The sequence below is a fragment of the Verrucosispora sp. NA02020 genome, assembly GCF_013364215.1.
Lineage (GTDB): Bacteria > Actinomycetota > Actinomycetes > Mycobacteriales > Micromonosporaceae > Micromonospora.
Window position 1 is genome coordinate 17529 of the sequence record NZ_CP054923.1, and the last position, 22733, is coordinate 40261.

The 22733-nt window shown below is 71.9% G+C and carries 22 protein-coding genes; 12 read left to right on the forward strand and 10 right to left on the reverse strand.

Annotation, left to right across the window (positions count from 1 at the left end):
• Window positions 1–16: 16 nt before the first annotated feature.
• The 6 genes from HUT12_RS00075 to HUT12_RS00100 form a co-directional block, all read right to left on the reverse strand.
• Entirely contained in the window at window positions 17–709 is a 693-nt protein-coding gene (locus HUT12_RS00075) for a DsbA family oxidoreductase (RefSeq protein WP_357214751.1), read from the reverse strand.
• A 38-nt stretch (window positions 710–747) separates the two neighbouring features.
• Complete coding sequence (locus tag HUT12_RS00080; RefSeq protein ID WP_131052535.1) at window positions 748–1176, reverse strand: SufE family protein; 429 nt, start codon at window positions 1174–1176, stop codon at window positions 748–750.
• A gap of 148 nt (window positions 1177–1324) precedes the next feature.
• Window positions 1325–1750 (reverse strand): CBS domain-containing protein, encoded by a 426-nt coding sequence (locus HUT12_RS00085; RefSeq protein WP_176092189.1) that lies wholly within the window; start codon window positions 1748–1750, stop codon window positions 1325–1327.
• 56 nt (window positions 1751–1806) lie between these two features.
• A complete protein-coding gene (locus HUT12_RS00090) occupies window positions 1807–3567 on the reverse strand; it encodes a proline--tRNA ligase (protein WP_176092190.1) in 1761 nt (586 codons plus the stop codon).
• A 40-nt stretch (window positions 3568–3607) separates the two neighbouring features.
• The gene (locus tag HUT12_RS00095) at window positions 3608–4270 is read right to left on the reverse strand and encodes a response regulator transcription factor (protein WP_176092191.1); all 663 of its coding nucleotides are present in this window, start codon (window positions 4268–4270) and stop codon (window positions 3608–3610) included.
• Window positions 4267–5436, reverse strand: a complete 1170-nt coding sequence (locus tag HUT12_RS00100) for a sensor histidine kinase (RefSeq protein ID WP_176092192.1) — start codon at window positions 5434–5436, stop codon at window positions 4267–4269. The genes HUT12_RS00095 and HUT12_RS00100 overlap by 4 nt, the downstream gene beginning before the upstream one ends.
• Before the next feature lie 132 nt (window positions 5437–5568).
• Between HUT12_RS00100 and HUT12_RS00105 the strand changes: the two genes are divergently transcribed.
• The 3 genes from HUT12_RS00105 to HUT12_RS00115 all read left to right on the forward strand — a co-directional run bounded on the left by HUT12_RS00105 (window position 5569) and on the right by HUT12_RS00115 (window position 7850).
• The gene (locus HUT12_RS00105; protein WP_176092193.1) at window positions 5569–6012 is read left to right on the forward strand and encodes a hypothetical protein; all 444 of its coding nucleotides are present in this window, start codon (window positions 5569–5571) and stop codon (window positions 6010–6012) included.
• 67 nt (window positions 6013–6079) lie between these two features.
• Complete coding sequence (locus tag HUT12_RS00110) at window positions 6080–6841, forward strand: HAD family hydrolase (protein WP_176092194.1); 762 nt, start codon at window positions 6080–6082, stop codon at window positions 6839–6841.
• Window positions 6842–6950: 109 nt separating this feature from the next.
• Window positions 6951–7850: an alpha/beta fold hydrolase gene (locus HUT12_RS00115; protein WP_131052542.1), complete on the forward strand. Its 900-nt coding sequence runs from the start codon at window positions 6951–6953 to the stop codon at window positions 7848–7850.
• 18 nt (window positions 7851–7868) lie between these two features.
• Here HUT12_RS00115 and HUT12_RS00120 read toward each other — a convergent pair whose 3' ends face one another.
• Window positions 7869–8057, reverse strand: a complete 189-nt coding sequence (locus tag HUT12_RS00120) for a DUF397 domain-containing protein (RefSeq protein ID WP_176092195.1) — start codon at window positions 8055–8057, stop codon at window positions 7869–7871.
• Complete coding sequence (locus HUT12_RS00125) at window positions 8042–8851, reverse strand: helix-turn-helix transcriptional regulator (protein ID WP_176092196.1); 810 nt, start codon at window positions 8849–8851, stop codon at window positions 8042–8044. Before HUT12_RS00125 ends, HUT12_RS00120 begins: the two co-directional genes overlap by 16 nt.
• Window positions 8852–9068: 217 nt before the next feature.
• Between HUT12_RS00125 and HUT12_RS00130 the strand changes: the two genes are divergently transcribed.
• The 3 genes from HUT12_RS00130 to HUT12_RS00140 all read left to right on the forward strand — a co-directional run bounded on the left by HUT12_RS00130 (window position 9069) and on the right by HUT12_RS00140 (window position 11570).
• Window positions 9069–9455 carry a hypothetical protein gene (locus HUT12_RS00130; RefSeq protein WP_131052545.1) on the forward strand — a complete coding sequence of 129 codons (387 nt, stop codon included), beginning with the start codon at window positions 9069–9071 and terminating at the stop codon, window positions 9453–9455.
• Between the two features lie 195 nt (window positions 9456–9650).
• Window positions 9651–10418 (forward strand): SGNH/GDSL hydrolase family protein, encoded by a 768-nt coding sequence (locus tag HUT12_RS00135; RefSeq protein ID WP_131052546.1) that lies wholly within the window; start codon window positions 9651–9653, stop codon window positions 10416–10418.
• 261 nt (window positions 10419–10679) lie between these two features.
• Window positions 10680–11570 (forward strand): sulfurtransferase, encoded by an 891-nt coding sequence (locus tag HUT12_RS00140; protein ID WP_176092197.1) that lies wholly within the window; start codon window positions 10680–10682, stop codon window positions 11568–11570.
• Window positions 11571–11698: 128 nt separating this feature from the next.
• Here HUT12_RS00140 and HUT12_RS00145 read toward each other — a convergent pair whose 3' ends face one another.
• A complete protein-coding gene (locus tag HUT12_RS00145) occupies window positions 11699–12307 on the reverse strand; it encodes a TetR family transcriptional regulator (protein ID WP_131052548.1) in 609 nt (202 codons plus the stop codon).
• Between the two features lie 108 nt (window positions 12308–12415).
• On the opposite strand from HUT12_RS00145, the gene HUT12_RS00150 reads away from it, so the two are divergent.
• The 6 genes from HUT12_RS00150 to HUT12_RS00175 all read left to right on the forward strand — a co-directional run bounded on the left by HUT12_RS00150 (window position 12416) and on the right by HUT12_RS00175 (window position 21661).
• Window positions 12416–13597: an FAD-dependent oxidoreductase gene (locus HUT12_RS00150; RefSeq protein ID WP_176092198.1), complete on the forward strand. Its 1182-nt coding sequence runs from the start codon at window positions 12416–12418 to the stop codon at window positions 13595–13597.
• Between the two features lie 75 nt (window positions 13598–13672).
• Window positions 13673–15460 carry an HSP90 family protein gene (locus HUT12_RS00155; protein ID WP_131053724.1) on the forward strand — a complete coding sequence of 596 codons (1788 nt, stop codon included), beginning with the start codon at window positions 13673–13675 and terminating at the stop codon, window positions 15458–15460.
• Between the two features lie 6 nt (window positions 15461–15466).
• Complete coding sequence (locus HUT12_RS00160) at window positions 15467–18373, forward strand: hypothetical protein (protein ID WP_176092199.1); 2907 nt, start codon at window positions 15467–15469, stop codon at window positions 18371–18373.
• A gap of 91 nt (window positions 18374–18464) precedes the next feature.
• The gene (locus tag HUT12_RS00165) at window positions 18465–19091 is read left to right on the forward strand and encodes a TetR/AcrR family transcriptional regulator (RefSeq protein WP_131053726.1); all 627 of its coding nucleotides are present in this window, start codon (window positions 18465–18467) and stop codon (window positions 19089–19091) included.
• 154 nt (window positions 19092–19245) lie between these two features.
• Window positions 19246–20613: an acetyl/propionyl/methylcrotonyl-CoA carboxylase subunit alpha gene (locus tag HUT12_RS00170; RefSeq protein WP_176092200.1), complete on the forward strand. Its 1368-nt coding sequence runs from the start codon at window positions 19246–19248 to the stop codon at window positions 20611–20613.
• Window positions 20614–20740: 127 nt separating this feature from the next.
• Complete coding sequence (locus HUT12_RS00175) at window positions 20741–21661, forward strand: hydroxymethylglutaryl-CoA lyase (RefSeq protein WP_176092201.1); 921 nt, start codon at window positions 20741–20743, stop codon at window positions 21659–21661.
• 85 nt (window positions 21662–21746) lie between these two features.
• Here the strand turns inward: HUT12_RS00175 and HUT12_RS00180 are convergent, their stop codons facing one another.
• The gene (locus HUT12_RS00180) at window positions 21747–22730 is read right to left on the reverse strand and encodes an aldo/keto reductase (protein WP_176092202.1); all 984 of its coding nucleotides are present in this window, start codon (window positions 22728–22730) and stop codon (window positions 21747–21749) included.
• Window positions 22731–22733: the final 3 nt, after the last annotated feature.

Consider the following 22733-nt stretch of genomic DNA (forward strand, 5'->3'; position numbering starts at 1 on the left):
CGCCGCCGCCAATGGATCAGGAGCCGGCGGCCTCACGTTCCGCGACCTCGCTGAGGGCGGCGAGCAGGGTGGCCGGGTCCTGGGCGCCGGAGACGGCGTACTTCCCGGCGAACACGAAGGTCGGCACGCTGGTGATGCCGAGCTGCCGCGCCTCGGTCAGCTCCTCGTCGAGGGCGGGGACGCCCTCATCGGAGTCGAGGAAGCGGCGGGCTTCCGCGCCGTCCAGCCCGACACCGGTGGCGATCTCGGCGAGCGCCGCCCGGTCGCCGATGTCCACGCCGTCGGTGAAGTGGGCCTTGTGCAGGGCGTTCACCGTCTCGGTGCCGCGACCCCGCTCGGACGCCCAGTCGATCAGTCGGTGCGCCTCGAACGTGTTGGCCGCGATCGCCCGCGAGAAGTTCAGCTCCAACCCGACGCTCGTACCGATCTCGGCGACCTGGGCGGCCATCTGCTGGGCCTGCTCCGGGCCGCCGAACTTGGCGGCCAGCGCGTCGAGCAGCGGCACCGGCGCGGTCACCGGGGACGGGTCGAGTTGGAAGGGGCGATGCCGGACGGTGACCTCACCGTCGTACGAGGCGAGGGCCTCCTCCAGGCGACGCAGGCCGATCCAGCACCAGGGACAGACCACGTCGGCGTAGATGTCGATCTCCATGACCGGAGACAACCCGCCGGTACGCCGATCTGTTCCCGTACCTGCCGATGGAGTGATCCGGCCCGCTCCCGGACCTGCCGTGGGAGCAGGGCAGGTCAGCCGACCTGCTCGCGGACCTGCCGCTTGAGTCGGGCGAGGATGGCGTTGCCGCCGCGTACGCGTAGCGGGCTGATCGCCTGCGCCAGACCCATCCGCTGGTACAGGTCGTCCGGGACGGCGAGCACCTGCTCCGGGCTCGCACCGGCCAGCCCCTCGGCGAGGATGCCGGCGAACGCGCGGGTGGTGGGCGCCTCCGGCGGGCAGTCGAACAGGGTGCGCACGGTGCCCTCGGGCGTCACCTCGGCGCGGAGGAAGAACGACGTCTGGCACTCCGGCACCTGCTCCATGCCCTCGTGCCCGGTCTGGTCGGCGGGCAGCGGCGGCACCGCGTCGGAGTACTCCAGCAGCATCTCCAGCACCACGTCACGGGGTGCGGAGGCGAACTCGTCGACGATCTCCGCCAGCTTGCTCGGCATCTCGGGCATCCCGCCAGGCTACCGGCGCCAGGCGCGGCACTGCGGTCGCGCCCACGGCCGTGGTCGCGGGTGCACCCGGGTGTTAGCAGGGGACCCCTTCTCTACCGCAGGCGTTAGAAAGGGGCCCTTCCTTACACCTGTCGCTTTCTGACACCTGTCACACCTGGGGGGCCTGTTCGCTGATCTCGCTGAGGGCGGAGGTGGGGTCGAGCTGCATCGCCAGGTCGCCGAGGGAGACGATGCCGACCAGTTTGCGTTCGTGGTCGCAGACGAGGATGCGGCGGATACCGCGCTCGCGCATCAGGGCGGCTGCCTTCGCGGCGGTGCAGAACTGCTCGATCATCACCACCTCGCGGGTGAGGATCGCGCCGATGGTGGTGGTCGTCGCGCTGGCGTTCTCCGCCACCGCGCGGACCACGATGTCCCGGTCGGTCAGGATGCCGGCCAGTTCGGCACCGTCGGTCACCACCACGTCGCCGATGTCGGCGTCCCGCATCACCCGGGCGGCCTCGTCCAGTGTGGTCTCCGCCGACAGGTAGATCACCTGTTTGGTCATCACGTCGACGACCCGATACTCGGTCATGAGAGCCTCCAGAACACCTTCTGCCGATCGGGATGCGTTACCCGGTTACGTGACTGCTACACCACGTTCCGGCCTACCTCCTCAACGAGACGCTCCGTCAGGTCGCCTACCAGGATCTCGGCACGTTCCCCGGTGGACCGGTCACGGAGTTCGACGTACCCGTCGGCCAGGCGGCGGCCGACCACGACGGTGCGCGGGATGCCGATCAGCTCGGCGTCGGTGAACTTCACCCCGGCGGAGACTCCCGCCCGGTCGTCCACCAGCACCCGCAGACCGGCGGCGGCGAGTCGGGTGCCGAGGTCGAGCGCCGCCTCGACCTGCGGACCCTTGCCGGCCGCCACCAGGTGTACGTCGCAGGGGGCGATCGCCGCCGGCCAGACCAGTCCCCGGTCGTCGTGGTGCTGCTCGGCGATCGCGGCCACCGCCCGGGACACCCCGATGCCGTAGCAGCCCATGGTGGGGCGTACCGGCTTGCCCTGCGGTCCGAGGACGTCGACCGTGAAGGCGTCGGTGTAGCGGCGGCCGAGTTGGAAGATGTGTCCGATCTCGATGCCCCGACGCATGGTCAGGCTTCCGCCGACGCAGGCGGGGCAGGGGTCGCCGGGGCGTACGTCGGCGGCTTCGACGGTGCCGTTCGGGGTGAAGTCGCGGCCACAGACCACGTTCGTGGCGTGCCGCCCCGGCTCGTTCGCCCCGGTCAGCCAGGCGGTGCCCGGCGCCACCCGGGGGTCGACCAGATAGCGGATGCCGAGTTTGTCGAAGACCTGCGGCCCGATGTAGCCGCGGACCAGGTCGGGCCGCTCGTCCCAGGCGTCGAAGACGTCCACGGTGGCCGGTGCCAGCACCGCGGCGAGCCGTTTGAGGTCGACCTCGCGGTCACCGGGCACGCCGATGACGAGCAGTTCGGTTTCATGAACGCCGGGTCGGCGTACGGTCAGCACGACGTTCTTGAGGGTGTCGGCGGCGGTCCAGTCGTCGCGTCCGGCGAGTCGACGGTCGTTGGCCAGCGCGACCAGGCTGGCGATGGTGGGCGTCTCCGGGGTGTCGTGCACCTCGGCGGGCGGCTGGGCCAGCGGGTCACCGGCCGCCGGGGCGGGCGTCGTCACCGCCTCGGTGTTGGCCGCGTAGTGGCAGTCCGTGCAGCCCACGAAGGTGTCCTCGCCGACCGGCGCGATGGCCAGGAACTCCTCCGAGGCGGAACCGCCCATCGCCCCCGACGTCGCGTGCACCACCGTGTACTCCAGGCCCAGCCGGTCGAAGACCCGCCGGTACGCGTCCCGGTGCCGGTCGTACGCTGCGCGCAGCCCCGCCTCGTCCAGGTCGAAGGAGTACGCGTCCTTCATCAGGAATTCGCGTCCGCGCAGCAGTCCGGCACGGGGCCGGGCCTCGTCGCGGAACTTGGTCTGGATCTGGAACAACGTGACCGGGAAGTCGCGGTAGGAGGTGAACAGGTCCTTCACCAGCAGCGCGGCCAACTCCTCGTGGGTGGGGGCGAGCAGGTGCTCGGCACCACGGCGGTCGGCCAGCGTGAAGATGTCGTCGCCGTACTCGGTCCACCGTCCGCTGGTGCGGTACGGCTCGGCCGGCAGCAGCGCCGGGAAGTGCACCTCCTGGTCACCGATCGCGGCCATCTCGGCCCGGACGATCTCGGCGACCCGGTCCAGCACCAGCTTGCCCAGCGGCAGCCAGGTGTACCCGCCGGGGGCGGCTCGGCGCAGGTAACCGGCGCGCAGCAGCAACCGGTGACTCGGCACCTCCGCGTCGGCCGGGTCCTCGCGCAGCGTCCGGATCAGCGTGGTCGACATGCGCAGCAGCATGGCCGCAGCGTACGACCCGGGGTGCCCGACGGCGATCCGATTAGGCGTGGCCAGGGTCGTCGAGCCCGGCGCGATGGGCGATGACGGCCAACGCGGTGCGGTCCCGGGCGTCCAGCTTGGCCAGCAGGCGACTGACGTACGTGCGGGCGGTGGCCGGGCTGATGAACAGCGCCCGGCCGATCTCGTCGTTGGACTCGCCCAGCCCGACCCGGGCCAGCACGGCCCGTTCCCGCTCGGTGAGCACGGCCAGTCGAGGGTCCGGCGGCGGCAGCCGGGGAACGGCGGCGAGCTGTTCCATCACCCGGCGGGTGACGGTGGGCGACAGCAGGTTCCCACCGGCTGCGGCGGTGTGCACGGCTCGCCGCAGGTCGTCCGAGCCGGTGTCCTTGAGCAGGTACCCGGCGGCACCGAGCCGGACCGCCTCGACGATGTCCTCGTCGTCGTCGAAGGTGGTGAGGATCAGCACGCGCGTCCCGGTCAGCGTCTCGTCGGCGCGGATCGCGGCGGTGGCGGCCAACCCGTCCAGGATCGGCATCCGGATGTCCATCAGCACCACGTCCGGCCGCAACCGGCGGGCCAGGTGCAGGCCGGTGCGGCCGTCGGCGGCCTCCCCGACGACGCGGATCCGCGCGTCGGACTCCAGCAGCGTGCGGATCCCGGCCCGGACCAGGTCCTGGTCGTCGACCACGAGCACGGTCGTCACGTCGTACCCGCCCACGGCAGTTCGGCCCGTACGGCGAAACCGGTGGGCTGGTGCTCGGCGGTGAGTGAGCCGCCGAGGCTCTGGGCCCGCTCCCGCATCCCGGCGATGCCGTGCCCGCTGTCCGCCGCGCGGTCGGTGCTCCGCCGGTCCGCGCCGGAGTCGGTGACCGACACCGTCACCTGCCGGTCGTCCTGCGCGACGTGGATCTCCACCCGGCTGCCCGCCGAGTGCCGGACCACGTTGGTGACCGCCTCCTGGACGATCCGGTATGCGGCGGCCTCCACCGGCGCCGGCAGCGCGGAGTGCAGGTCGACCCGCACGTCGACGTCGAACCCGGCGGCACCGGCCGCCCCGGCCACCGCGTCGAGGTGCGCCAGCGACACGACCGTGCGGGCCGGGTCGTCGTCCCGACGGAGAAGGGCCACGGTCCGCCGCAGGTCGTCCATGCTCCGGCGGGCGGTGGCGCGGATCAGCTCCAGGGCCGACCGGGTGGCCTCCTCGTCGCGGCCCAGCGCCTCCCGGGCGACGTCGGCGTGCAGCGCGATCACCGAGGTGGTGTGGCCGAGCGAGTCGTGCAGGTCCCGGGCGATCGCGAGCCGCTCACCCTGCACCCGGGCGTCCGCCTCCTGCCGGTAGCGCTCCCCGGTCAGCTCGGCGATCCGTCGCGCGTCGGCCTGCGCGGCCCGCCGGGACCGCAGGCTGTCGCCGAGCGCGATCGCCGCACCCATCAGCAGTACGTGACCGGCCAGCTCGTAGCCGACGACGAAGGAGAAGTTCTGCCCCTCGGCGAGACGGACGACCACGGACACGACGACCACCACCACGGCACCGGTGATCGAGGCAGCGAGGCGGCCCTGCTCGGCGGCGGAGAAGAGGGCGGCGGCGACCGGCACGGCCAGACCGACCGCCGGGTAGCCGGCGGCGTAGTAGGCGAACAGGCCGAGCACCGTGACGGCGAGCACCGCCACCGGGTAGCGGCGGCGGGCCAGCATCAGCGCGCCGAGACCGACCGCCCACAGGTAGGCGATCCGGTCCGGCTCCTGCCGCCCACCCTCGTTGGCGGTGATGACCACCGAGACGACGGCGGTGACGCCCACGCCGAGCAGGACGTCGGTGAGCCAGGGCCGGACCCGGCGTACCGCAGACTGGCTCGGCTGACCGCTCACCGGCCCAGCGTACGGCGCGGACGGGGCGCTCCGGAGTCGTCGCGGGGCGACGTCCGGGGTCGCCTCCCGACGTACCGCGATCGGGTCCGCGTGCGGATGGCAGGCGACCCGGCCGTCCCTAGCGTTGCCGGCATGACCGCTACCTCGTCGCACCGCTCCATGCTCGGTCTGCCGCTGCTCGCCCTGTTCGGGTTGGCCCTGCTCGGCCTGCCCAGGGTGGTGTTGCACGACCTGGGCCTGGTGCACGAGCGCACCTTCGTCAACCTGCTGCTGGTGGTCGTACCGCCGGTCGTCTGGATCACGGTGGCGCTGGTCCGGAGGGTACCCAACCCGTTCCTGACCCTGCTCGCGGTCGGTCTCTGCTACGGCGTCCTGCTGGCGGTCACCCACCAGCTCCTCTGGGACGTCGCCTTCGACGAACCGCCGACGCTCGGCGGCAACCTCACCGACCTGGCACCGGGAGTACAGACGGTCGTCATCCGGTTCTTCGCCACCATCAGCAGCGTCTTCACCGGGGTCATCGTGGGCGTGGTGACCGGTCTCGTCGCCTGGGCGCTGAGCCGGGTACGTCCCTGACCGGTGCGGATCGGCGGATCTCCACACCGGGCCCGTCGCCGGTGACGGTCTGGGCGAGGATGGGGGCATGATGCGGGCGCCGGGCGGACTGTTGCTGGATTTCGGGGGCGTACTGGCGGACGCGCCGGGGAACGGATGGGCGTCGCCGGAGGTCGTCCGGCGGATGTCCGAGGTGATCGACGGTGTCCTGCCGGACGAGCGGATCGCGGCCGACCTGACCTCGGGTGCGCGGGCGTACGGGCGGTGGCGGGACGAGACCGGCGTCTCGGCTGAGCCGATGGAGCTGACGCACGACCGGGTGTGGGCGGACTTCGTCACCCACGGCTGGCCCGAACCGGCCCGGGCCGCCGTCGCACGGCAGGCCACCCCGCTGGCGTACGCGTCGACGTGGCGCACGGAGTGGCAGGTGCGGCCCGGCATCCCCGAGGCGTTGGCCGCCGCCGCCGAGGCGGGAGTGCCGATGGCCGTGGTCAGCAACGCGCTCTGCGGTGCCGCCCACCGCGACTTCCTGGCCGCCGCCGGACTCTCCGGCCGCTTCGTCGCCGAGTTCTACAGCGACGAGACGGGGCTGCGGAAGCCGAACCCGCGCTTCGCCGCGTTGGCCGCCGACGCCATCGGCGTACCGGTGGATCGGTGTTGGTTCGTCGGTGACAGCCTGCACCGGGACATCGCCTGCGCGCGGCGGGCCGGTGTCGGGGCGGCGGTCCTGATGCGCTCGCCGCGCACCGACCGCGAACCCGACGCGCCGGAGCTGGCGCCGGATGTCTGGATCGAGGACGGTCACGGGCTGCTCGCCCTGCTGCGGGCCAACGTCGACGCGGGATTGTAGTCAGCGCCGCAGCGACTCCCGCCTCCTTGCCGGAACCGTCGTCGTCGCCTTCCCTCGCGCCCTACCGTCCGGAGGGAGCGGTCGGTGATCGAGGGCGAGGAGCGGGACCTTGTTCGATGACGTGCGGCAGATCGACGCGGGTGTCCTGAACGTCGGGTACGTCGACGCCGGACCGCCGGACGGACCGGTCGTCCTGCTCCTGCACGGCTGGCCGTACGACATCCACAGCTTCGCCGAGGTGGTACCGCTGCTCACCGACGCCGGCCACCGCGTGCTCGTGCCACACCTACGCGGCTACGGCACGACGAGCTTCCGCTCGCCCGACGCCGTCCGCAACGGCGAACCGGCGGCCATGGCCTGCGACGCCGTCGCGTTCCTGGACGCCCTCGACGTGCCGCAGGCGACGGTGGCCGGGTTCGACTGGGGTGCCCGCACCGCCGACATCGTGGCCGCCCTCTGGCCGGACCGCTGCGCCGGCCTGGTCGCGGTGAGTGGCTACCTGATCGACGGTCAGGAGTCGGGCAAGGCACCCTTGCCCCCTGCGGCCGAGCACGCCTGGTGGTACCAGTTCTACTTCGCCACCGACCGGGGCCGTCAGGGGTACGCCCGCAACCTGCGGGACTTCGCCAAACTGATCTGGCGGACGGCGTCCCCGCAGTGGACCTTCGACGACGCCACGTTCGACCGGAGCATGGCCTCCCTCGACAACCCCGACCACGTCGACATCGTGATCCACAACTATCGCTGGCGGATGGGCCTGGCCGACGGCGAACCGCAGTACGCCGACCTGGAAGACCGGCTGGCCGACAAGCCCGCCGTCACGGTGCCCACCATCAGCCTCGAAGGCGACGCCAACGGCGCACCCCACCTGGAACCTCAGGTGTACGCCAAGCAGTTCACCGGCCCGTACGAGCACCGCACGATCAGCGGCGGCATCGGGCACAACCTGCCGCAGGAAGCGCCGAGGGCCTTCGCCGACGCGATCATGCAGGTGACGTCGCTGACCTGACCTCTCTGCTGTTCGGGTTCAGGGGCGCTTGGTCTTGGCGATGAAGGCGTGCCAGGCGGTCGGGGTGAAGACGAGCGCCGGGCCGGTGGCGTCCTTGCTGTCGCGGACGCCGACGATGCCGGGAAGGTTGTCGGCTACCTCGATGCATTCGCCGCTCGCGCTGCGGGTGGACTTGCGCCAGGCTGCGCCGGTCAGATCGTGGACCATGACTCCATCACTTCCTTCATCAGGGCTTCGGACTGTCCTTTGGAGAGAGCGACGCTGCGGACACCCTCCCACCTCACCAGCAGGGTATCGATCTGCTCGTCACGGTCGATGGTCGCGCCGCCGACATGGTTCTCCAGATGCCCCAGCCACTCACCCTCGACCCCTCGGGCTAAGGTGATCGGTCCAGCGTGTCCAACATGGACGGTTGCCTCGGCAGGAATGAGGTGCACCAGCACGCCCCCGCGCTTGACGCATTCGAGCAGGTGGCTGATCTGCTGAGTCATGATGCTTCGGAAGCTCTCGTCAGCTCGGCGCAGGGTGGTCTCCTCGATCACCGCAATGAGGGCCGGTGGATTCGGCTGGGCGAGGATCGCCTGACGATCCATCCGTACCGCCAACCGCCGTTCGATCTCTTCATCGTTGAGCATGTCGTCGGACTGGATCACCGCGCGGGCGTAGTGCTCGGTCTGGAGCAGGCCGGGGATCAGCGTCGGGTGGTAGCAGCGCAACTGCCGCGCGTTGCGCTCGGCGTCCAGCCAGGGGCGTAGCCAGTTCGGCTGGCCGTGCAGTTCGGCGATGCGTAGCAGCCCCGACAACAGGCCGTCGCTGTGCAACACCTCGTCGGCCCGCTTGAGGAAGAGCCGGTCGAACGGGCGTTGCCCCAGCTCGATCGCGGAGACCTGCGAGCCGGAGAAGTGCACCAACTTGCCGAAATCCTCCTGGGTCAGGTCGGCCGAAAGTCGCAGCCTGCGCAACTGTGCCCGGATCAGTTCGGCGGTCGGCTCGGATTCCACACTGCCTCCACGAATTCTCGGCCGCTCGGACGGATGCCCGGCCCGGCCCCACCATCGCCACGGCCGGTGTCGATGCCTTCCGACAGTAGTCGTCCGGTCAGCAGAATGTGACCCGGCGGTCCTGCTCCCATCCACCGGGGACGGGGTGGGACTGCACCGGGGCCGTCCCGGCACCTCCCCCGTGCCGGGGCGGCCCCACCCGGAGGCGGAGGTCGAGATGTCCCACCCGAAGTCGTACCCGGTGCCGCGTCGTGGCCCGGCGGCCGAGCGGCCTCGGCAGCATCCGATGTCCGGCCCGCAGCATCTGCCGCTGCGTCCGCTCTGGTTGTGCCGGGCCTGCGGGCACTCGTGGCCCTGCGCGGAGGCGCGGCTGCTGCTCCGGGTCGAGTACGACGACCGCTGGCTCGACCTGGCCGTCTACCTGTCCGGGCTGTACTTCGAGGCGACACACGATCTGTTCCGGCTCGACCCGGACGGCGGCCCGACACCGCCTGAGCTGTTCGCCCGGTTCGTGGCCTGGGGGCCGTACCGTCGCTCGGCGGTCGACCCGCCGCGCGCCTGCACCGGCCGCTGTCGGCTGCCCGCCGCCTCGGTGGAGGGATGACGTCTGCCCGCCGCGTCGCCGCGTCGCCGGGTGGATGACGTCTGCCACGTTCGGCGAGCGCGGGGCAGACCGGTGAATGCGGCCGGTGCCAGACTCCCAGGTGTTAGGAGGGGACCCCTGCTCTACCGCAGGCGTTAATAAGGTGCCCTTCCTTACACACACAGCAGCTTTACCCGCAGCTTCGAGGAGTGAGCAGTGCGCTGGCGCAGTTACGTCGCGGTCGGGGACAGCTTCACCGAGGGCCTGGACGACTCGTACCCGGACGGCACGTTCCGGGGCTGGGCGGATCTGGTGGCCACCCGGCTGGCCGCCGAGGCCGGGCCCGAGTTCCGGTACGCCAACCTGGCCATCCGCGGTCGACTCTTCCCACACGTGGTGGCCGAGCAGGTGCCGTCGGCGTTGGCGATGAGGCCCGACCTGATCAGCTTCGCCGCCGGCGGCAACGACGTGCTGCGCCGCAACTTCGACCCGGCCGCGCTGGTCGGCCGCTTCGACGAGGTCGTCCGCGATCTGCGTTCGGGCGGCTCCGACGTGGTGCTGTTCCGGTTCGCCGACGTGATGGCCCGACTGCCGGGGCAGCGGCTGATCGCACCCCGCATCGAGCTGCTCAACCGCGCCGTCGGGGAGACCGCCGAGCGGCACGGCGCGATCCTGGTCGACCTGTACGCCGACGACACGTACCTCAACCCGCTGCTCTGGAGCACCGACCGGCTGCACCTGTCGCCGGTCGGTCACCGTCGGGTGGCCGCCCAGGTGCTCGACGCGCTGGGCGTCGGCTGCGACGAGGAGTGGTTGCTCGTACCCCCGAGGCCGGCGCCGAGCCCGTGGTTGGCGGCCCGTACCGCTGACGTGCGCTGGGCCGGTCAACACCTGGCGCCCTGGCTCAAGCGCCGCCTCACCGGCCGTTCCTCCGGCGACACCCGCACCGCCAAACGCCCCACCCTCAGCCCCCTCCCCGACTGACCTGCACCCTGCCCAGCCCCACCCCGTTCAGCCCCGTCGATCATGGAGTTGTGGTCGACAGTATGGGCGGATATTAGTGGCTTTGGCCGCACCATAACTCCATGATCGACGGGCAAGGCCCGACTGGGGTGCTCCGGGCGGTGCTGCCGCTCGGTGCATGTTGTTAGGAGGGGTCCCCTGCTATACCGGAGGCGTTAGCAGGGGACCCCTCCTTACATACAACCCCGCGCGGACGCGGGTGCTCGGCGTACCTTGGGGCTCATGTCTGTGCCCAGTGATCCCGATCCCCGACTCCAGTCGTACGCGGACCCGCAACGGCTGGTGACCACCGAATGGCTGGCGGAGCACCTCGGCGACGAGGGTCTCGTCGTGGTCGAGTCCGACGAGGACGTGCTGCTCTACGACACCGGCCACATTCCCGGTGCCGTGAAGGTCGACTGGCACCTGGAGCTGAACGACCAGGTGACCCGCGACTACCTGGACGCCGAGCGGTTCGCCGAGTTGTGTGCGGCCAAGGGCATCGGCCGTGACGACACGGTCGTCTTCTACGGCGACAACTTCAACTGGTGGGCCGCGTACGCCCTCTGGGTCTTCACCCCCTTCGGCCACCGGGACGTGCGGTTGCTCGACGGCGGTCGGCAGAAGTGGATCGCCGAGGGGCGGGAGCTGACCCGCGACAAGCCGGTCCGGCCGAGGGCGGAGTACCCGGTGCCGCAGCGCGACGACGCGCCGGTGCGCGCGTTCCGGGAGGATGTGTCGGCGCACGTCGACGCTGATCGTCCGCTGGTGGACGTGCGGTCGCCGGGTGAGTACACCGGCGAGATGCTGCACATGCCGGACTACCCGCAGGAGGGCGCGCTGCGCGGCGGGCACATCCCGGGCGCGGTGAGCAAGCCGTGGAAGTCCGCCGCCAACGACGACGGCACCTTCAAGTCCGCCGACGAGCTGAGGACGATCTACGCCGACCAGCTCGGGTTGAGCCCGGACGACGACGTGATCGCGTACTGCCGGATCGGCGAGCGGTCCAGCCACACCTGGTTCGTGCTGCGGCACCTGCTGGGGTACCCGCGCGTACGCAACTACGACGGCTCGTGGACCGAGTGGGGCAACCTGGTCCGGGCTCCTGTCGTCAAGGGCCCCGACCCGAGGTGAGCCTTCCCGCCAAGCCCTTTCCACGGCGATGATCAAGAGGTTTTGGGGCTCCCACCGCCCGATTGTGACCAGAACTTCTTGATCGACTCAGGGCGTCCGGCATTGCCGGACGCTCTGAGCGGGCCCATTCATGACCGGCTCGGCGTCGGGTCGCGGAGGTAGCGCTGGATGGTGGGGGCCAGCCAGGCGACCAGGTCGGGTGGGGAGAGATCGACCATGGGGGGCAGGTGCAGGACGTACCGCGTCAGGGCCACGCCGAGTAGCTGGCTGGCGACCAGGCCGGCGCGGTGTGGGGCTTCCGTCGGGTCGACGACCACCCGGGCCACGGCCGTGCCGAGCTGGGTGGCGAAGATGTCGCGTACCCGCTCGGCGCCGCTCGGGTTGGTGCTGGCCGTGCGCAGCAGCGCCGGCAGCGTGGTGTCCCCCTCCCAGCGGGTGAAGAAGTAGCCGACCAGCGTCTCGCCGAGGCGGTCGGCCGGTGTGCCGCTCAGGTCCGGTAGCCGCAGGTCGAACTCGGCCGCCGCCGCGAACAGGCCCTCCTTGCTGCCGTAGTAGCGCATCACCATGGACGGGTCGATGCGCGCGTCGGCGGCGATGGCCCGGATCGTCGCCCGGTCGTAGCCGTCGGCCGCGAAGCGCTCGCGGGCGGCCCGCAGGATGGCCGCGCGGGTCGCGTCCGCGTTGCGCGGGCGGCCACCGCCGGGTGCCGGCTCGTTCTGCGGTACGCCTTCCGTCATGTGCACGACGGTATGCCAACACGTGTTGACTTCTTCCGTCGGGGGCGCCTAGCGTTGCCAACAAGTGTTTGCCAACGCTTGTTGGCAATCGGATCGGGGGAGGTCGTCATGCTGCCCGCCACCACGGACGTCCTGATCGTCGGAGCCGGACCGACCGGCCTGACCGCCGCGCTCACGATGGCCCGGCGGGGGGTCGAGGTCACCCTGGTCGACCAGCGGGAGACACCGGCGGTGACCTCGCGTGCGGCGGTCGTGCACGCGTACACCCTGGAGATGCTGGACCGGGTCGGCGTCGGCGCGCCGCTGGTCGCGCGCGGGCTGCGGTCGGCCCGGTTCAGTGTCCGCGACCGGGACCGGATGCTGGTCACCGTGCCGTTCGACCGGCTGCCCAGCCGTCACCGGTACGCGCTGATGGTCTCCCAGTCCGTCACCGAGGAGGTGCTCGCCGAGCGGCTGGCCGAGGCGGGCGGCCGGGTGCTGCGGCCGTACCGGCTGACCGGGCTGCGTCAGGACGCCGACGGCGTGGTGGCGCAGTTCGGCGACGCGACCGTCCGGGCGCGCTGGGTCGTCGGTGCCGACGGCATCCACAGCACGGTCCGTGAGCTGGCCGGTATCCCCTTCACCGGGCCGGACGGGTCGGCGGAGTCGTTCGTCCTGGCCGACGTACACCTGGACAGCGCGCTGCCCCGCGACGGCGCGTCGGTCTTCCTCGCCCGGGGCGGTCCGCTGGTCTGGGCTCCACTGCCCGACGACCGGGTGCGGCTGGTCGCCACCGTGACCGACCCACCCGCCGAGCCGGACCGGCCCTACCTGCAACGACTGCTCGACGAGCGGGGCCCGCGACGGCAGCCGGACCAGGTCCGGGAGGTCCTCTGGTCCTCGCGGTTCCGGCTGCACCGACGCGTCGCGGAGACCTTTCGCGCAGGGCGGACACTGCTCGCCGGGGACGCCGGGCACGTGCACAGCCCGGCCGGTGGGCAGGGCATGAACCTCGGCATCTGCGACGCCGTCGACCTCGGCGAGACCCTGTCGGCGGTGCTGGCCGGGGGCCCCGACACCCTCCTGGACGAGTACGCGGCCCGGCGTCGCCCGCTCGCTCACGAGGTGGCCGGCTTCGCCGACCGGCTGACCCGGCTCGCCACCGTGCCGCCCGCCGGGCGTCCGGCCCGGGACGCGCTGCTGCGCCTGCTCGCGGCGCTGCCGCCGGTGCGCCGACGGGTCGCCCTGCGGCTCTCCGGGCTCCACCAACGCGCGTCCGATAAGGTGGCCCACCCGGCGAGGTCTCGCTGAGGAACCGGGCACGCGGATGTCGGCCCGCACCGGTACGGTGAGCGCCGACATCCGGGAGCGGGGAGCGGACAAGGCGTGGACCGTACCTTCCAGGTGGACCTGCGTGGCGTGGTCGACCTGCTCAGTCATCACCTCTACGGCAGCCCACGGGTCTACGTCCGCGAGCTGATGCAGAACGCGGTGGACGCGATCACCGCACGTCGGGCCGCCGAGCCGGACGCACCGGCCCTGGTCCGGATCGAGCCGCCCGAGCTGACCGGCGACGGCACCCTGCGGGTGCACGACACCGGTATCGGGCTGACCGAGGAGCAGGTGCACGAGCTGCTGGCCACCATCGGCCGCAGCTCGAAGCGGGACGAGCTGGGTTTCTCCCGCCACGAGTTCCTCGGCCAGTTCGGCATCGGGCTGCTCTCCTGCTTCCTCGTCGCCGACGAGATCCGGGTGGTCACCCGCAACGGCGACCACCCCACCGTGCTCTGGACCGGCTACGCCGACGGCCGCTACGCGGTGCGCCTGGCCCCGCCGCAGGAGGCACGTGCCGAGGTCGGCACCACGGTCACCCTGGTGCCGCGCCACGACGCCGACCAGTGGTACGCCACCTCCACCGTCACCGAGCTGGCCCGCCTCTACGGCAGCCTGCTGCCGGTGACCGTCCGGGTCGGCAGCGTGGTCACCACCACCGGGGAACCGCCCTGGCCGACCAGCCCGGGTGCGACCGTGGACCGCGCCGCCCTGATCGCGTACGCCCGCGAGACGCTCGGCGTCGACCCGTTCGACGTGGTGCCGCTGCGGGCGCCGGAGGCCGGGCTGACCGGAGTGGCGTTCATCCTGCCCACGGCCGTGAATCCGGCCGCCCGGGCCGGTCACCGGGTCTACCTCAAGCGGATGCTGCTGACCGAGCACGCCGACGGCCTGCTGCCGGACTGGGCCTTCTTCGCGCACTGCGTGATCGACACCAGCGAGCTGCGGCCCACCGCCAGCCGCGAGGCGCTCTACGAGGACTCCCTGCTCACCAGCACGCGCGAGTCGCTCGGCGCGCAGATCCGTGGCTGGCTGGTCCGGCTCGCCAAGCACCAGCCGCACCGGCTGGCCGAGTTCCTCCAGGTGCACCACCTCGGGGTGAAGGCGCTCGCCCTGCACGACGACGAGATGCTCAACCTGGTCGACCAGTGGTGGCCGATGGACACCAACGTCGGCACGCTCACCCTGGCCGAGTTCCGGCAGCGCTACGGCCTGGTCCGGTACGCCGCCAGCCTGGACGAGTTCCGCCAGCTCGCGGCCGTCGCCGCCGCGCAGGACCTGGCCGTGGTGAACGGCGGCTACACGTACGACAGCGAGCTGATCGAGCGACTGCCCACGGTGGACCGTACGGTCCTCATCGAGCGGCTCGAACCGAGTGACCTGACCACCCGGTTCGACGCCCTCGAACCGCACGTCGAGTTGGCGCTGCGGCCGTTCCTCACCGCCGCCGGCCGGGCCCTGGAACGGCTCGGCTGCGAGGTGCTGATCCGGGCCTACGATCCGGCCTCGCTCCCGGCGCTCTACCTGCTCAGCCGCTCGGCCGCGTTCACCGACCAGCTCGCCGCGAGCCGCGACAAGGCCGACGAGCTGTGGGGCGGCGTACTCGACGCGTTGGCCGCCTCCGCCCCGGCGGACCGCCCGCAGCTCGTGCTCAACCACCGCAACCCGTTGGTGCGTCGGATCACCGCGCTGGGTGACCCGGAGCTGGTCGGGCTCGCCGTCGAGGCGCTCTACGGGCAGGCGTTGCTGCTCGGGCACCACCCCATCCGCGCGGCGGACGCCGCCCTGCTCAACAGTTCTTTCCTCGGCCTGCTGGGTCGGGCCGTCCCTGGACAGGAGTGAGACGTCGTGGCTGACGAGGACCTGTGGCGGATGCTGCGCCAGACCGGCGAGATGCCGTACGGCATCGGGCAGATCGCCGCGCTGGAGCAGCTGCTGCGTCGGGCGGACGCCGCCGACGACCGGCACCTCGCCTTCGCGGTCCGCATCCAGGGCATCACCACGTACATCTACGGTGGCGAGCCGGCCAAGTCGTTCGTCGTCTTCGCCTGGTGTCTGGCGGAGTTCGACAGGGACCCGCAGCCCTACCACGAGCGGTACGCCCAACACCTGCTCTGGCACTTCAAGCACATGGTCAACGGGATGCTGAACTTCCCCGAGGTGCCGTTGGACCGCACCCACGCGGTGCTCGACGACATGGAGCGGCGCTACCGCGAGGGTGGGCACAGCCTCCAGGCCGTGTACAAGTACCGCTACCGGGTGGCCGACCACCTGGGTGACCGTGAGCAGGCCGAGGAGTGGTACCGCAAGTGGCTGACCACGCCTCGTGACCAGCTCTCCGACTGCGCGGGCTGCGACCCGACCACGCAGGTCAACCACCTGAGCCGCACCGGCCGTCACGATGAGGCCGTGGCGCTGGCCGAGCCGGTGCTCAGTGGGCGGCTGAGCTGCACCGAGCAGCCGCAGGGGATCCTCACCGCGCTACTGCCGGCATACCTGCACAGTGGTCGGCACGACGAGGCGCGCAACGCGCACCGGGAGGCGTACCGCCGGCACCGGGGCAGCATCGCCGACCTGTGGGACGTCAGCGAGCACATCGAGTTCTGCACGCTCACCGGCAACGAGGCGCGGGCGCTGGAGATCGTCGAGCGGCACCTGGACTGGCTGGACCGTGCCCCCTCGCCGGGTGCCGCGATGCACTTCGCCGCATCCGCCGCCGCCGCGCTGCGGCAGGTGGACGACCAGACGCTGACGGTGCACCGCCGCGCCTTCGGTGAGCGGCCGGCCGACGAGGTGACGGTGGGTGCGCTCGCCGCCGAGCTGACCGAGACGGCGACCGGGATCGCCGCCCGGTTCGACACCCGCAACGGCAACAGCAACCAGTCCGAGGGCATCGCCCGGCGACTGGCCGTCACGCCGGTCGGTGACCACCTGCCCCTCTCCGCGAGCCTGCGGCGTCGACCGGTGCCCACCACCCGCCCGGCTCCTACCACCGGCACTGCTCCCGCCGCCGGGTCGGCGTCCGAGGCCGTCCCGCCGCGCGAGGTCACGGTGCCCGAACCACGCCGATCGGTGGAGTTCGTCGTACCCGCCGAGGCGGACGCGGGCGAGTTGCTGGCGCTGGCCGAGCAGCGCTGGTCGTCGCACGACCGCCCCGGTATGCGTGCCGTCCTGGCCGCCTTCGAGGAACGCTTCGGCGAGGCGGAGCTGTCGCCGCGCGAGCGTGCCCTCCGGGGCGAACTGCGTGCCGCCGAGCTGGTCGACGCCGGGGACCTGACCGGTGCGGTGACGGTCAACCGGACGACCATGGCGGCGTACGAGGAGTTGGCCGACCCGGCGCGCGCCCAGGTCGTCGCCAGCCGTCTCGGCGCGTTGCTGGCGCAGGGAGACGAGCCGGACGAGGAGGCGTACGCGCTGGCGCACACCGCCGCCGGTTTCCTCGACGAGCACGGTGACGCCCGGCAGCGAGCCGCCGCGCACGATCGGCTGGCGGTGGTGCTGGCACAGCAGGCCCGCTGGCCGGAGGCGCTGGCCGCCTCGGAGCAGGCGGCCGACGGCGCGGGAGACCCGTTCCTGGCGGCCCGGATCGCGCTGCACCGGGCACACATCCTCGAACAGCTCGACGACGAGGACGCCTTCCGGGCCGGCGCGGAGCAGGCCCATCGGCTCGCACAGGAGGCCGGGGTCCCGGAGCTGATCGCCACCGCCGCCCTGGCGCACGCCCGCGTCGCGCAGGATCCGGCTGAGGCGGTCGCCGCGTGCGACGAGGCACTGGCCCACGCCGGGGACGCGCTGCTCCTGCCGGCGCGGGTGACCCGTGCCCGGGCGCTGATCGCGGCGCAGCGCGCCGACGAGGCGGTGGAGGACTTCGCCGAGGCGGTGGCGCTCTGCGTCGAGCGGGGCGAGGCCGGTGACGCCTACCTGCGCTGGGAGTTGGCCACGGCGTACCGGGTAGCCGGGCGGCTCGGCGATGCGGCCGAGGTGGCCGAGGAGGCGGTGACCGGTCTGGATCGCCTCGGGCACCAGGCGGACGCCGATGCGGCCCGACACATGCTGGCCGGTATCTACCAGGGGCTGGGCGAGATCGACCCGGCGCTGGCTCTGCTGGACCGGCTCGCCGAGAACCTCGACGGGCCGGACAATCTCCCGCACCGGGCGCAGGTGCTCGAAGACGCCGGGGACATCCTCTATCAGGCCGACCGGGATGCGGCGGCGGGGCAGAAGTTCGCGGCTGCCGCCTCGGCCTACCAACTGGCCGGCCAACACCTGGACGAGCTGCGGGCCCGTCGTCGGGAGGCGTCGGCGTACCTCTGGGCCGGTGAGACGGCCAGTGCGCTGCGGGCGGTCGAGGCGACCGACCGGCTCGCCGCCGAGTTGACGGCCGGTGCCGCCGAGGAGCCTCCGGTGATCTACGAGGTGTCGTTGGCGGCCGAGACGGCGGCGCGGGTGCTGGCCGGGGACGACCGGGAGGGCGAGGCGCTGGACCGACTGGCGGGGGTCGCGCACCGGCTGCGGTCCGTGGAGGCGTTCGGCGAGGCGGCGCAGGTCGAGATCCTCAGCGGCGAGCTGCTGCTGCGGCAGGGCCGACCGGCCGAGGCGGAGCCGGTGCTGCGCGAGGTGCTCGGCGGTCTGCCGACCGGATCGAGGCCGACGGCCCAGGCCGCCTGGCTGCTCGCCCGCGCGTTGGACGAGTTGGGTCGCTCGACGGAGGCGACCGACCTGCGCAAGCAGCACGACCTGGACCACGACCACTGACGACCTGGGGATTCGTGGGCCTTTCCCGGCAGTCGGACTGGCGGGTAACCAAGGGCCCACGTCTCTTCCCCGGTGGGTCTACGCTGGCCCGGTGACGGTGGAGCAGCAGGCCCGGAGCGGGAGCAGCGGGGCCACGGGATCGGGACGGCGCCGGTCCCGCAAGGACGAGATTCTGGAGATCGCGGTGGGGCTGTTCGCCTCCCGTGGCTACCACGGCGTGTCGATGGACGACATCGGCGCGGCCGCCGGGGTGACCGGCCCGGCGCTTTACCACCACTTCGCCGGCAAGGAGGCGATGCTGGTCGCCGCGCTGGTGCCGGTGAGTGAGGGCTTGCTGGAGGGTGGTCGACAGCGGTCCGCCGCGCATCCCGGCGACCCACGGGCGGTCCTGGAGTCGCTGATCGACTTCCACGTCGACTTCGCGTTGGCCAACCCGGCCGTCATCGCGTTGCACCTGCACGAGCTGGACCGGCTGCCCGAGGAGCCTCGACGGCGTATCCGTCGACTCCAGCGCCTCTATGTCGAGGAGTGGGTCACCGTGCTGACCGCGCTGCACCCCGGCCTGCCGGCCGGTGAGGCGCGGGTGTTGGCGCACGCCGCCTTCGGCCTGATGAACTCGACCCCGTTCCTCGGCGGTGAGGTCGACCGTCGACGCCGGGCCGAGTTGCTGCGCGCCGCCACCCTGGCCGCTCTGCTCGCCCCGACCGACCCGGCCTGACCCGTACCCTCGCGCATCAGCTCGCATCCTTTTCGGCCTGGATGTTAGGAGGGGTCCCCTGCTATACCGCAGGCGTTAGCAGGGGACCCTTCCTTACATGCAGGGCGGCGTGGTTGGCTTGCCCGCGTCCCACAAAATGGAACGCGGAGGAAGCATGATCGAGTCGTTGCTGGTCGCCAACCGAGGTGAGATAGCCCGCCGGATCATCCGTACCGCCAAGCGGCTCGGGGTGCGCGCGATCGCGGTGCACTCGGAGGCCGACACCGACCTGCCGTTCGTCACCGAAGCCGACCAGGCGATCTGTGTCGGACCGGCCAACCCGGCGCAGAGTTACCGCAACGCCGAGGCAATCCTCGCCGCCGCCGAGTCGACCGGGGCGCAGGCGATCCACCCCGGCTACGGCTTCCTGTCGGAGAACGCCGACTTCGCCCGCGCGGTGGAGGCGGCCGGTCTGATCTGGGTCGGACCGGACGCGGACGCGATCAGCGCGATGGGCGACAAGATCAATGCGCGGAACCTGATGGCCGCAGCCGGTGTGCCGGTGGCACCGGGCACCACCGAACCGGCGGGGGACCTGTCGGCGGCGCGCGCCGCGGCGGCCGAGATCGGCTACCCGGTGATGGTGAAGGCCGCTGCGGGCGGTGGCGGCATGGGCATGGGTGTGGCCGTCGACGAGGCCGCGCTGGACACCGAGTACGACAAGGTGCGCGCGTTCGCCGAGCGGATGTTCGGCGACGGTTCGGTGCTGATCGAGCGCTACTTCCCCCGGGTACGTCACGTCGAGGTGCAGATCCTCGGACTGGCCGACGGTCGGGTGGTGGCGCTGGGCGAGCGCGAGTGTTCGGTGCAGCGCCGCAACCAGAAGCTGGTCGAGGAGTCGCCGTCACCGGCGGTCTCGCCGGAGTTGCGTACCCGCCTGCTGGCGGCGGCGGTCCGGGCCGGTGAGGCGGTGAAGTACCGCAACGCGGGCACGGTGGAGTGCCTGTTGGTCCCGCGTCAGCGGGATCTCAGCGGGGATAGCCCTACCTCCGAAGAATTCTTCTTCCTGGAGATGAACACCCGGCTCCAGGTGGAGCACCCGGTCACCGAGCTGGTCTACGGCCTCGACCTGGTCGAGGAGCAGCTCCGGGTGGCGGCCGGGTTGGCGCCGACCTTCGACCCGGACGCGTTGACGCCGCGCGGGCACGCCATCGAACTGCGGATCAACGCCGAGGACCCGAAGCGTTTCCTGCCCGGACCGGGCGTGGTCAGGACCTGGGTGGAGCCGACCGGCGCCGGGGTACGCGTCGACTCCGGCTACGTCGCCGGCAACACCGTGACCCCGTTCTACGACAGCCTGATGGCCAAGCTCGTGGTCGACGCGCCCACCCGGGCCGAGGCGATCGACCGGGCCCGCGCGGCGGTGGCCGGATTCGAGCTGGCCGGTCCCAAGAACAACCTGCCGTTCTTCGCCGAGTTGCTGGAGAACCCGGAGTTCGTCTCCGGTGACTACGACACCGGCATCGTCTCCCGGATGCGCTGACCCCGCCGGGTCACGAGATGCCGCCGGGACGTCTGGACGGGCACCTCGTGACCCTGGCGGTCACCGCCTGACGTGACATGCTTGGGTGGTCAGCGACAGATAAGTGTCACAGTGAGGTGATGTCGTGATGGCGGAGCTGCCGACGTCCGTGTCCATCCGCGAGGTCGGGCCGCGCGACGGGCTGCAGAACGAGGACCCGATCCCGACCGGGGCCAAGGTGCGCCTGCTCGACGCGCTCTCCCGCACCGGCGTACGGCGGATCGAAGCGGTGTCGTTCGTGCACCCCCGGGCGATCCCGCAGATGGCCGACGCCGACGAGGTGTGGCAGCGGGCGGCGAAGGCGGACGGGGTCCGCTACTCGGCGTTGGTGCCCAACTCGAAGGGCGCGCAGCGGGCCCTGGCCGCCGGCTTCACCGAGATCGAGGTGGTCGTCTCGGCCAGCGACACGCACAACCGCCGCAACGTCAACCGGGGCACCGACGAGTCGTTGGACGACATCGCCGAGCTGATCGACCTGCTGCACGGGGCCGACGCCACCGCCGAGGTGATCATCGCGACCAGTTTCGGCTGCCCCTACGAGGGCGACGTCGACCCGGCCCGCGTCGCCGCCATCGTCGAGCGCGTGGTCCGCGACGGCGCCGACCGCGTCGCGTTCGGCGACACCACCGGCATGGGTACGCCCCGACGCGTCCGTGACCTGGTCACCGCCGTACGCGACCGCGACGCGGACGTGCCGGTGCTGCTGCACTTCCACAACACCCGGGGCACCGCGTTGGCCAACCTGCTGACCGCCCTGGAACTGGGTGTCACGGAGTTCGACGCCAGTGTGGGTGGCCTCGGCGGCTGCCCCTACGCGCCCGGTGCCAGCGGCAACCTGGCGACCGAGGAGGCGGTGCACATGCTGCACGACATGGGCGTCGACACCGGCATCGACCTGGACGCCCTGATCGAGGTGGCCGAACTGGCCGAGGAGCTGACCGGTCGACGCCTGCCCTCCGGGGTGCTGCGCGCCGGTCCGCGTACCCGGCTGACCCCCTCCCCGGCCTGACCCGGCCGCCGCCCGCACCATCCGGGCCGAGCGGCCCGGCCGACACCGACGCGGTGCCCGACCGGGGCGACGTCGGCGGGCTCGGCTACTGGGACCACCAGGTGGGTTGGCGTGACCAGCGGTGGCCGCGCAGGGTCTCCCGCAGCGCCGGGTCGAGCTGCTGCCCGTCGCTGACCGCGAGGTTGCGTTCGACGTGGCTGACCCGGCGCATCCCGGGAATGACGGTGGCGACCCGGGGTTCGGCGAGGATGAACCGCAGCGCGGCCTCCGGCATCGGCATCCCGGTCGGCAGGTCCTTGCGCAGCTCCTCGGCCCGCGCGACGCTGGCGGCGAGGTTCTCCGGCACGAAGTACGAGTTGCGCCAGTCCCCCTCCGGCCAGGTCGTCTCCGTCGTCAGCGTGCCGGTCAAGGTGCCCTCGTCGAACGGCACCCGGGCGATGACCGCCACGTCGTGTTCCGCCGCCGCCGGGAACAGGTCGTCCTCGGGAGCCTGGTCGAAGATGTTGTAGATCACCTGGACGGCGTCGATCAGCCCGGTGGCCAGCGCGCGTACGCCGTTCCAGGACTCCCACCGGTTGACCGAGATGCCGATGCCGCCGATCAGGCCCTGCTCGCGCAGCCCGGTGAGGGTGCGCTGCCAGCGTGGGTCGTCCGCCCAGGAGTCCTCCCAGACGTGCAACTGCAACAGGTCGATGGTGTCCAGGCCGAGGTTGCCGAGACTCGTGTGGACGTACTCCTCGATGTGGTCCGGCGGGAAGACGTCGTCCAGGGTGGACTCACGCGTCGACGGCCAGTTCATGTCCTTCGGCGGCACCTTCGTGGCGACGTACAGCCGGGTGCCCGGGTTGGCGCGGACCAGTTCACCCAGCACCCGCTCGCTGTGCCCGCGCCCGTACACCCAGGCGGTGTCGAAGAAGTTGCAGCCCAGGTCCACGGCCCGCTGGAGAGCGGCGATCTTCTCGTCGTCCTCGACGCCGGTCCAGCCGTGCAGACCGCCGCCGACGCCCCACATGCCGTACGAGACCTCGCTGACCTGCCAGTCCAGTCGACCGAACCTGCGGTAGCGCATGTG

What these genes read in the sequence shown, in the direction of transcription:
- HUT12_RS00080 (WP_131052535.1), bottom strand. Translation starts at nt 1,176, where the DNA reads ATGCCCGAGATGCCGAGCAAGCTGGCGGAGATCGTCGACGAGTTCGCC.
- HUT12_RS00085 (WP_176092189.1), bottom strand. Translation starts at nt 1,750, where the DNA reads ATGACCGAGTATCGGGTCGTCGACGTGATGACCAAACAGGTGATCTAC.
- HUT12_RS00090 (WP_176092190.1), bottom strand. Translation starts at nt 3,567, where the DNA reads ATGCTGCTGCGCATGTCGACCACGCTGATCCGGACGCTGCGCGAGGAC.
- HUT12_RS00105 (WP_176092193.1), top strand. Translation starts at nt 5,569, where the DNA reads ATGACCGCTACCTCGTCGCACCGCTCCATGCTCGGTCTGCCGCTGCTC.
- HUT12_RS00110 (WP_176092194.1), top strand. Translation starts at nt 6,080, where the DNA reads ATGATGCGGGCGCCGGGCGGACTGTTGCTGGATTTCGGGGGCGTACTG.
- HUT12_RS00120 (WP_176092195.1), bottom strand. Translation starts at nt 8,057, where the DNA reads ATGGTCCACGATCTGACCGGCGCAGCCTGGCGCAAGTCCACCCGCAGC.
- HUT12_RS00130 (WP_131052545.1), top strand. Translation starts at nt 9,069, where the DNA reads ATGTCCCACCCGAAGTCGTACCCGGTGCCGCGTCGTGGCCCGGCGGCC.
- HUT12_RS00140 (WP_176092197.1), top strand. Translation starts at nt 10,680, where the DNA reads ATGTCTGTGCCCAGTGATCCCGATCCCCGACTCCAGTCGTACGCGGAC.
- HUT12_RS00145 (WP_131052548.1), bottom strand. Translation starts at nt 12,307, where the DNA reads ATGACGGAAGGCGTACCGCAGAACGAGCCGGCACCCGGCGGTGGCCGC.
- HUT12_RS00150 (WP_176092198.1), top strand. Translation starts at nt 12,416, where the DNA reads ATGCTGCCCGCCACCACGGACGTCCTGATCGTCGGAGCCGGACCGACC.
- HUT12_RS00170 (WP_176092200.1), top strand. Translation starts at nt 19,246, where the DNA reads ATGATCGAGTCGTTGCTGGTCGCCAACCGAGGTGAGATAGCCCGCCGG.
- HUT12_RS00175 (WP_176092201.1), top strand. Translation starts at nt 20,741, where the DNA reads ATGGCGGAGCTGCCGACGTCCGTGTCCATCCGCGAGGTCGGGCCGCGC.
- HUT12_RS00180 (WP_176092202.1), bottom strand. Translation starts at nt 22,730, where the DNA reads ATGCGCTACCGCAGGTTCGGTCGACTGGACTGGCAGGTCAGCGAGGTC.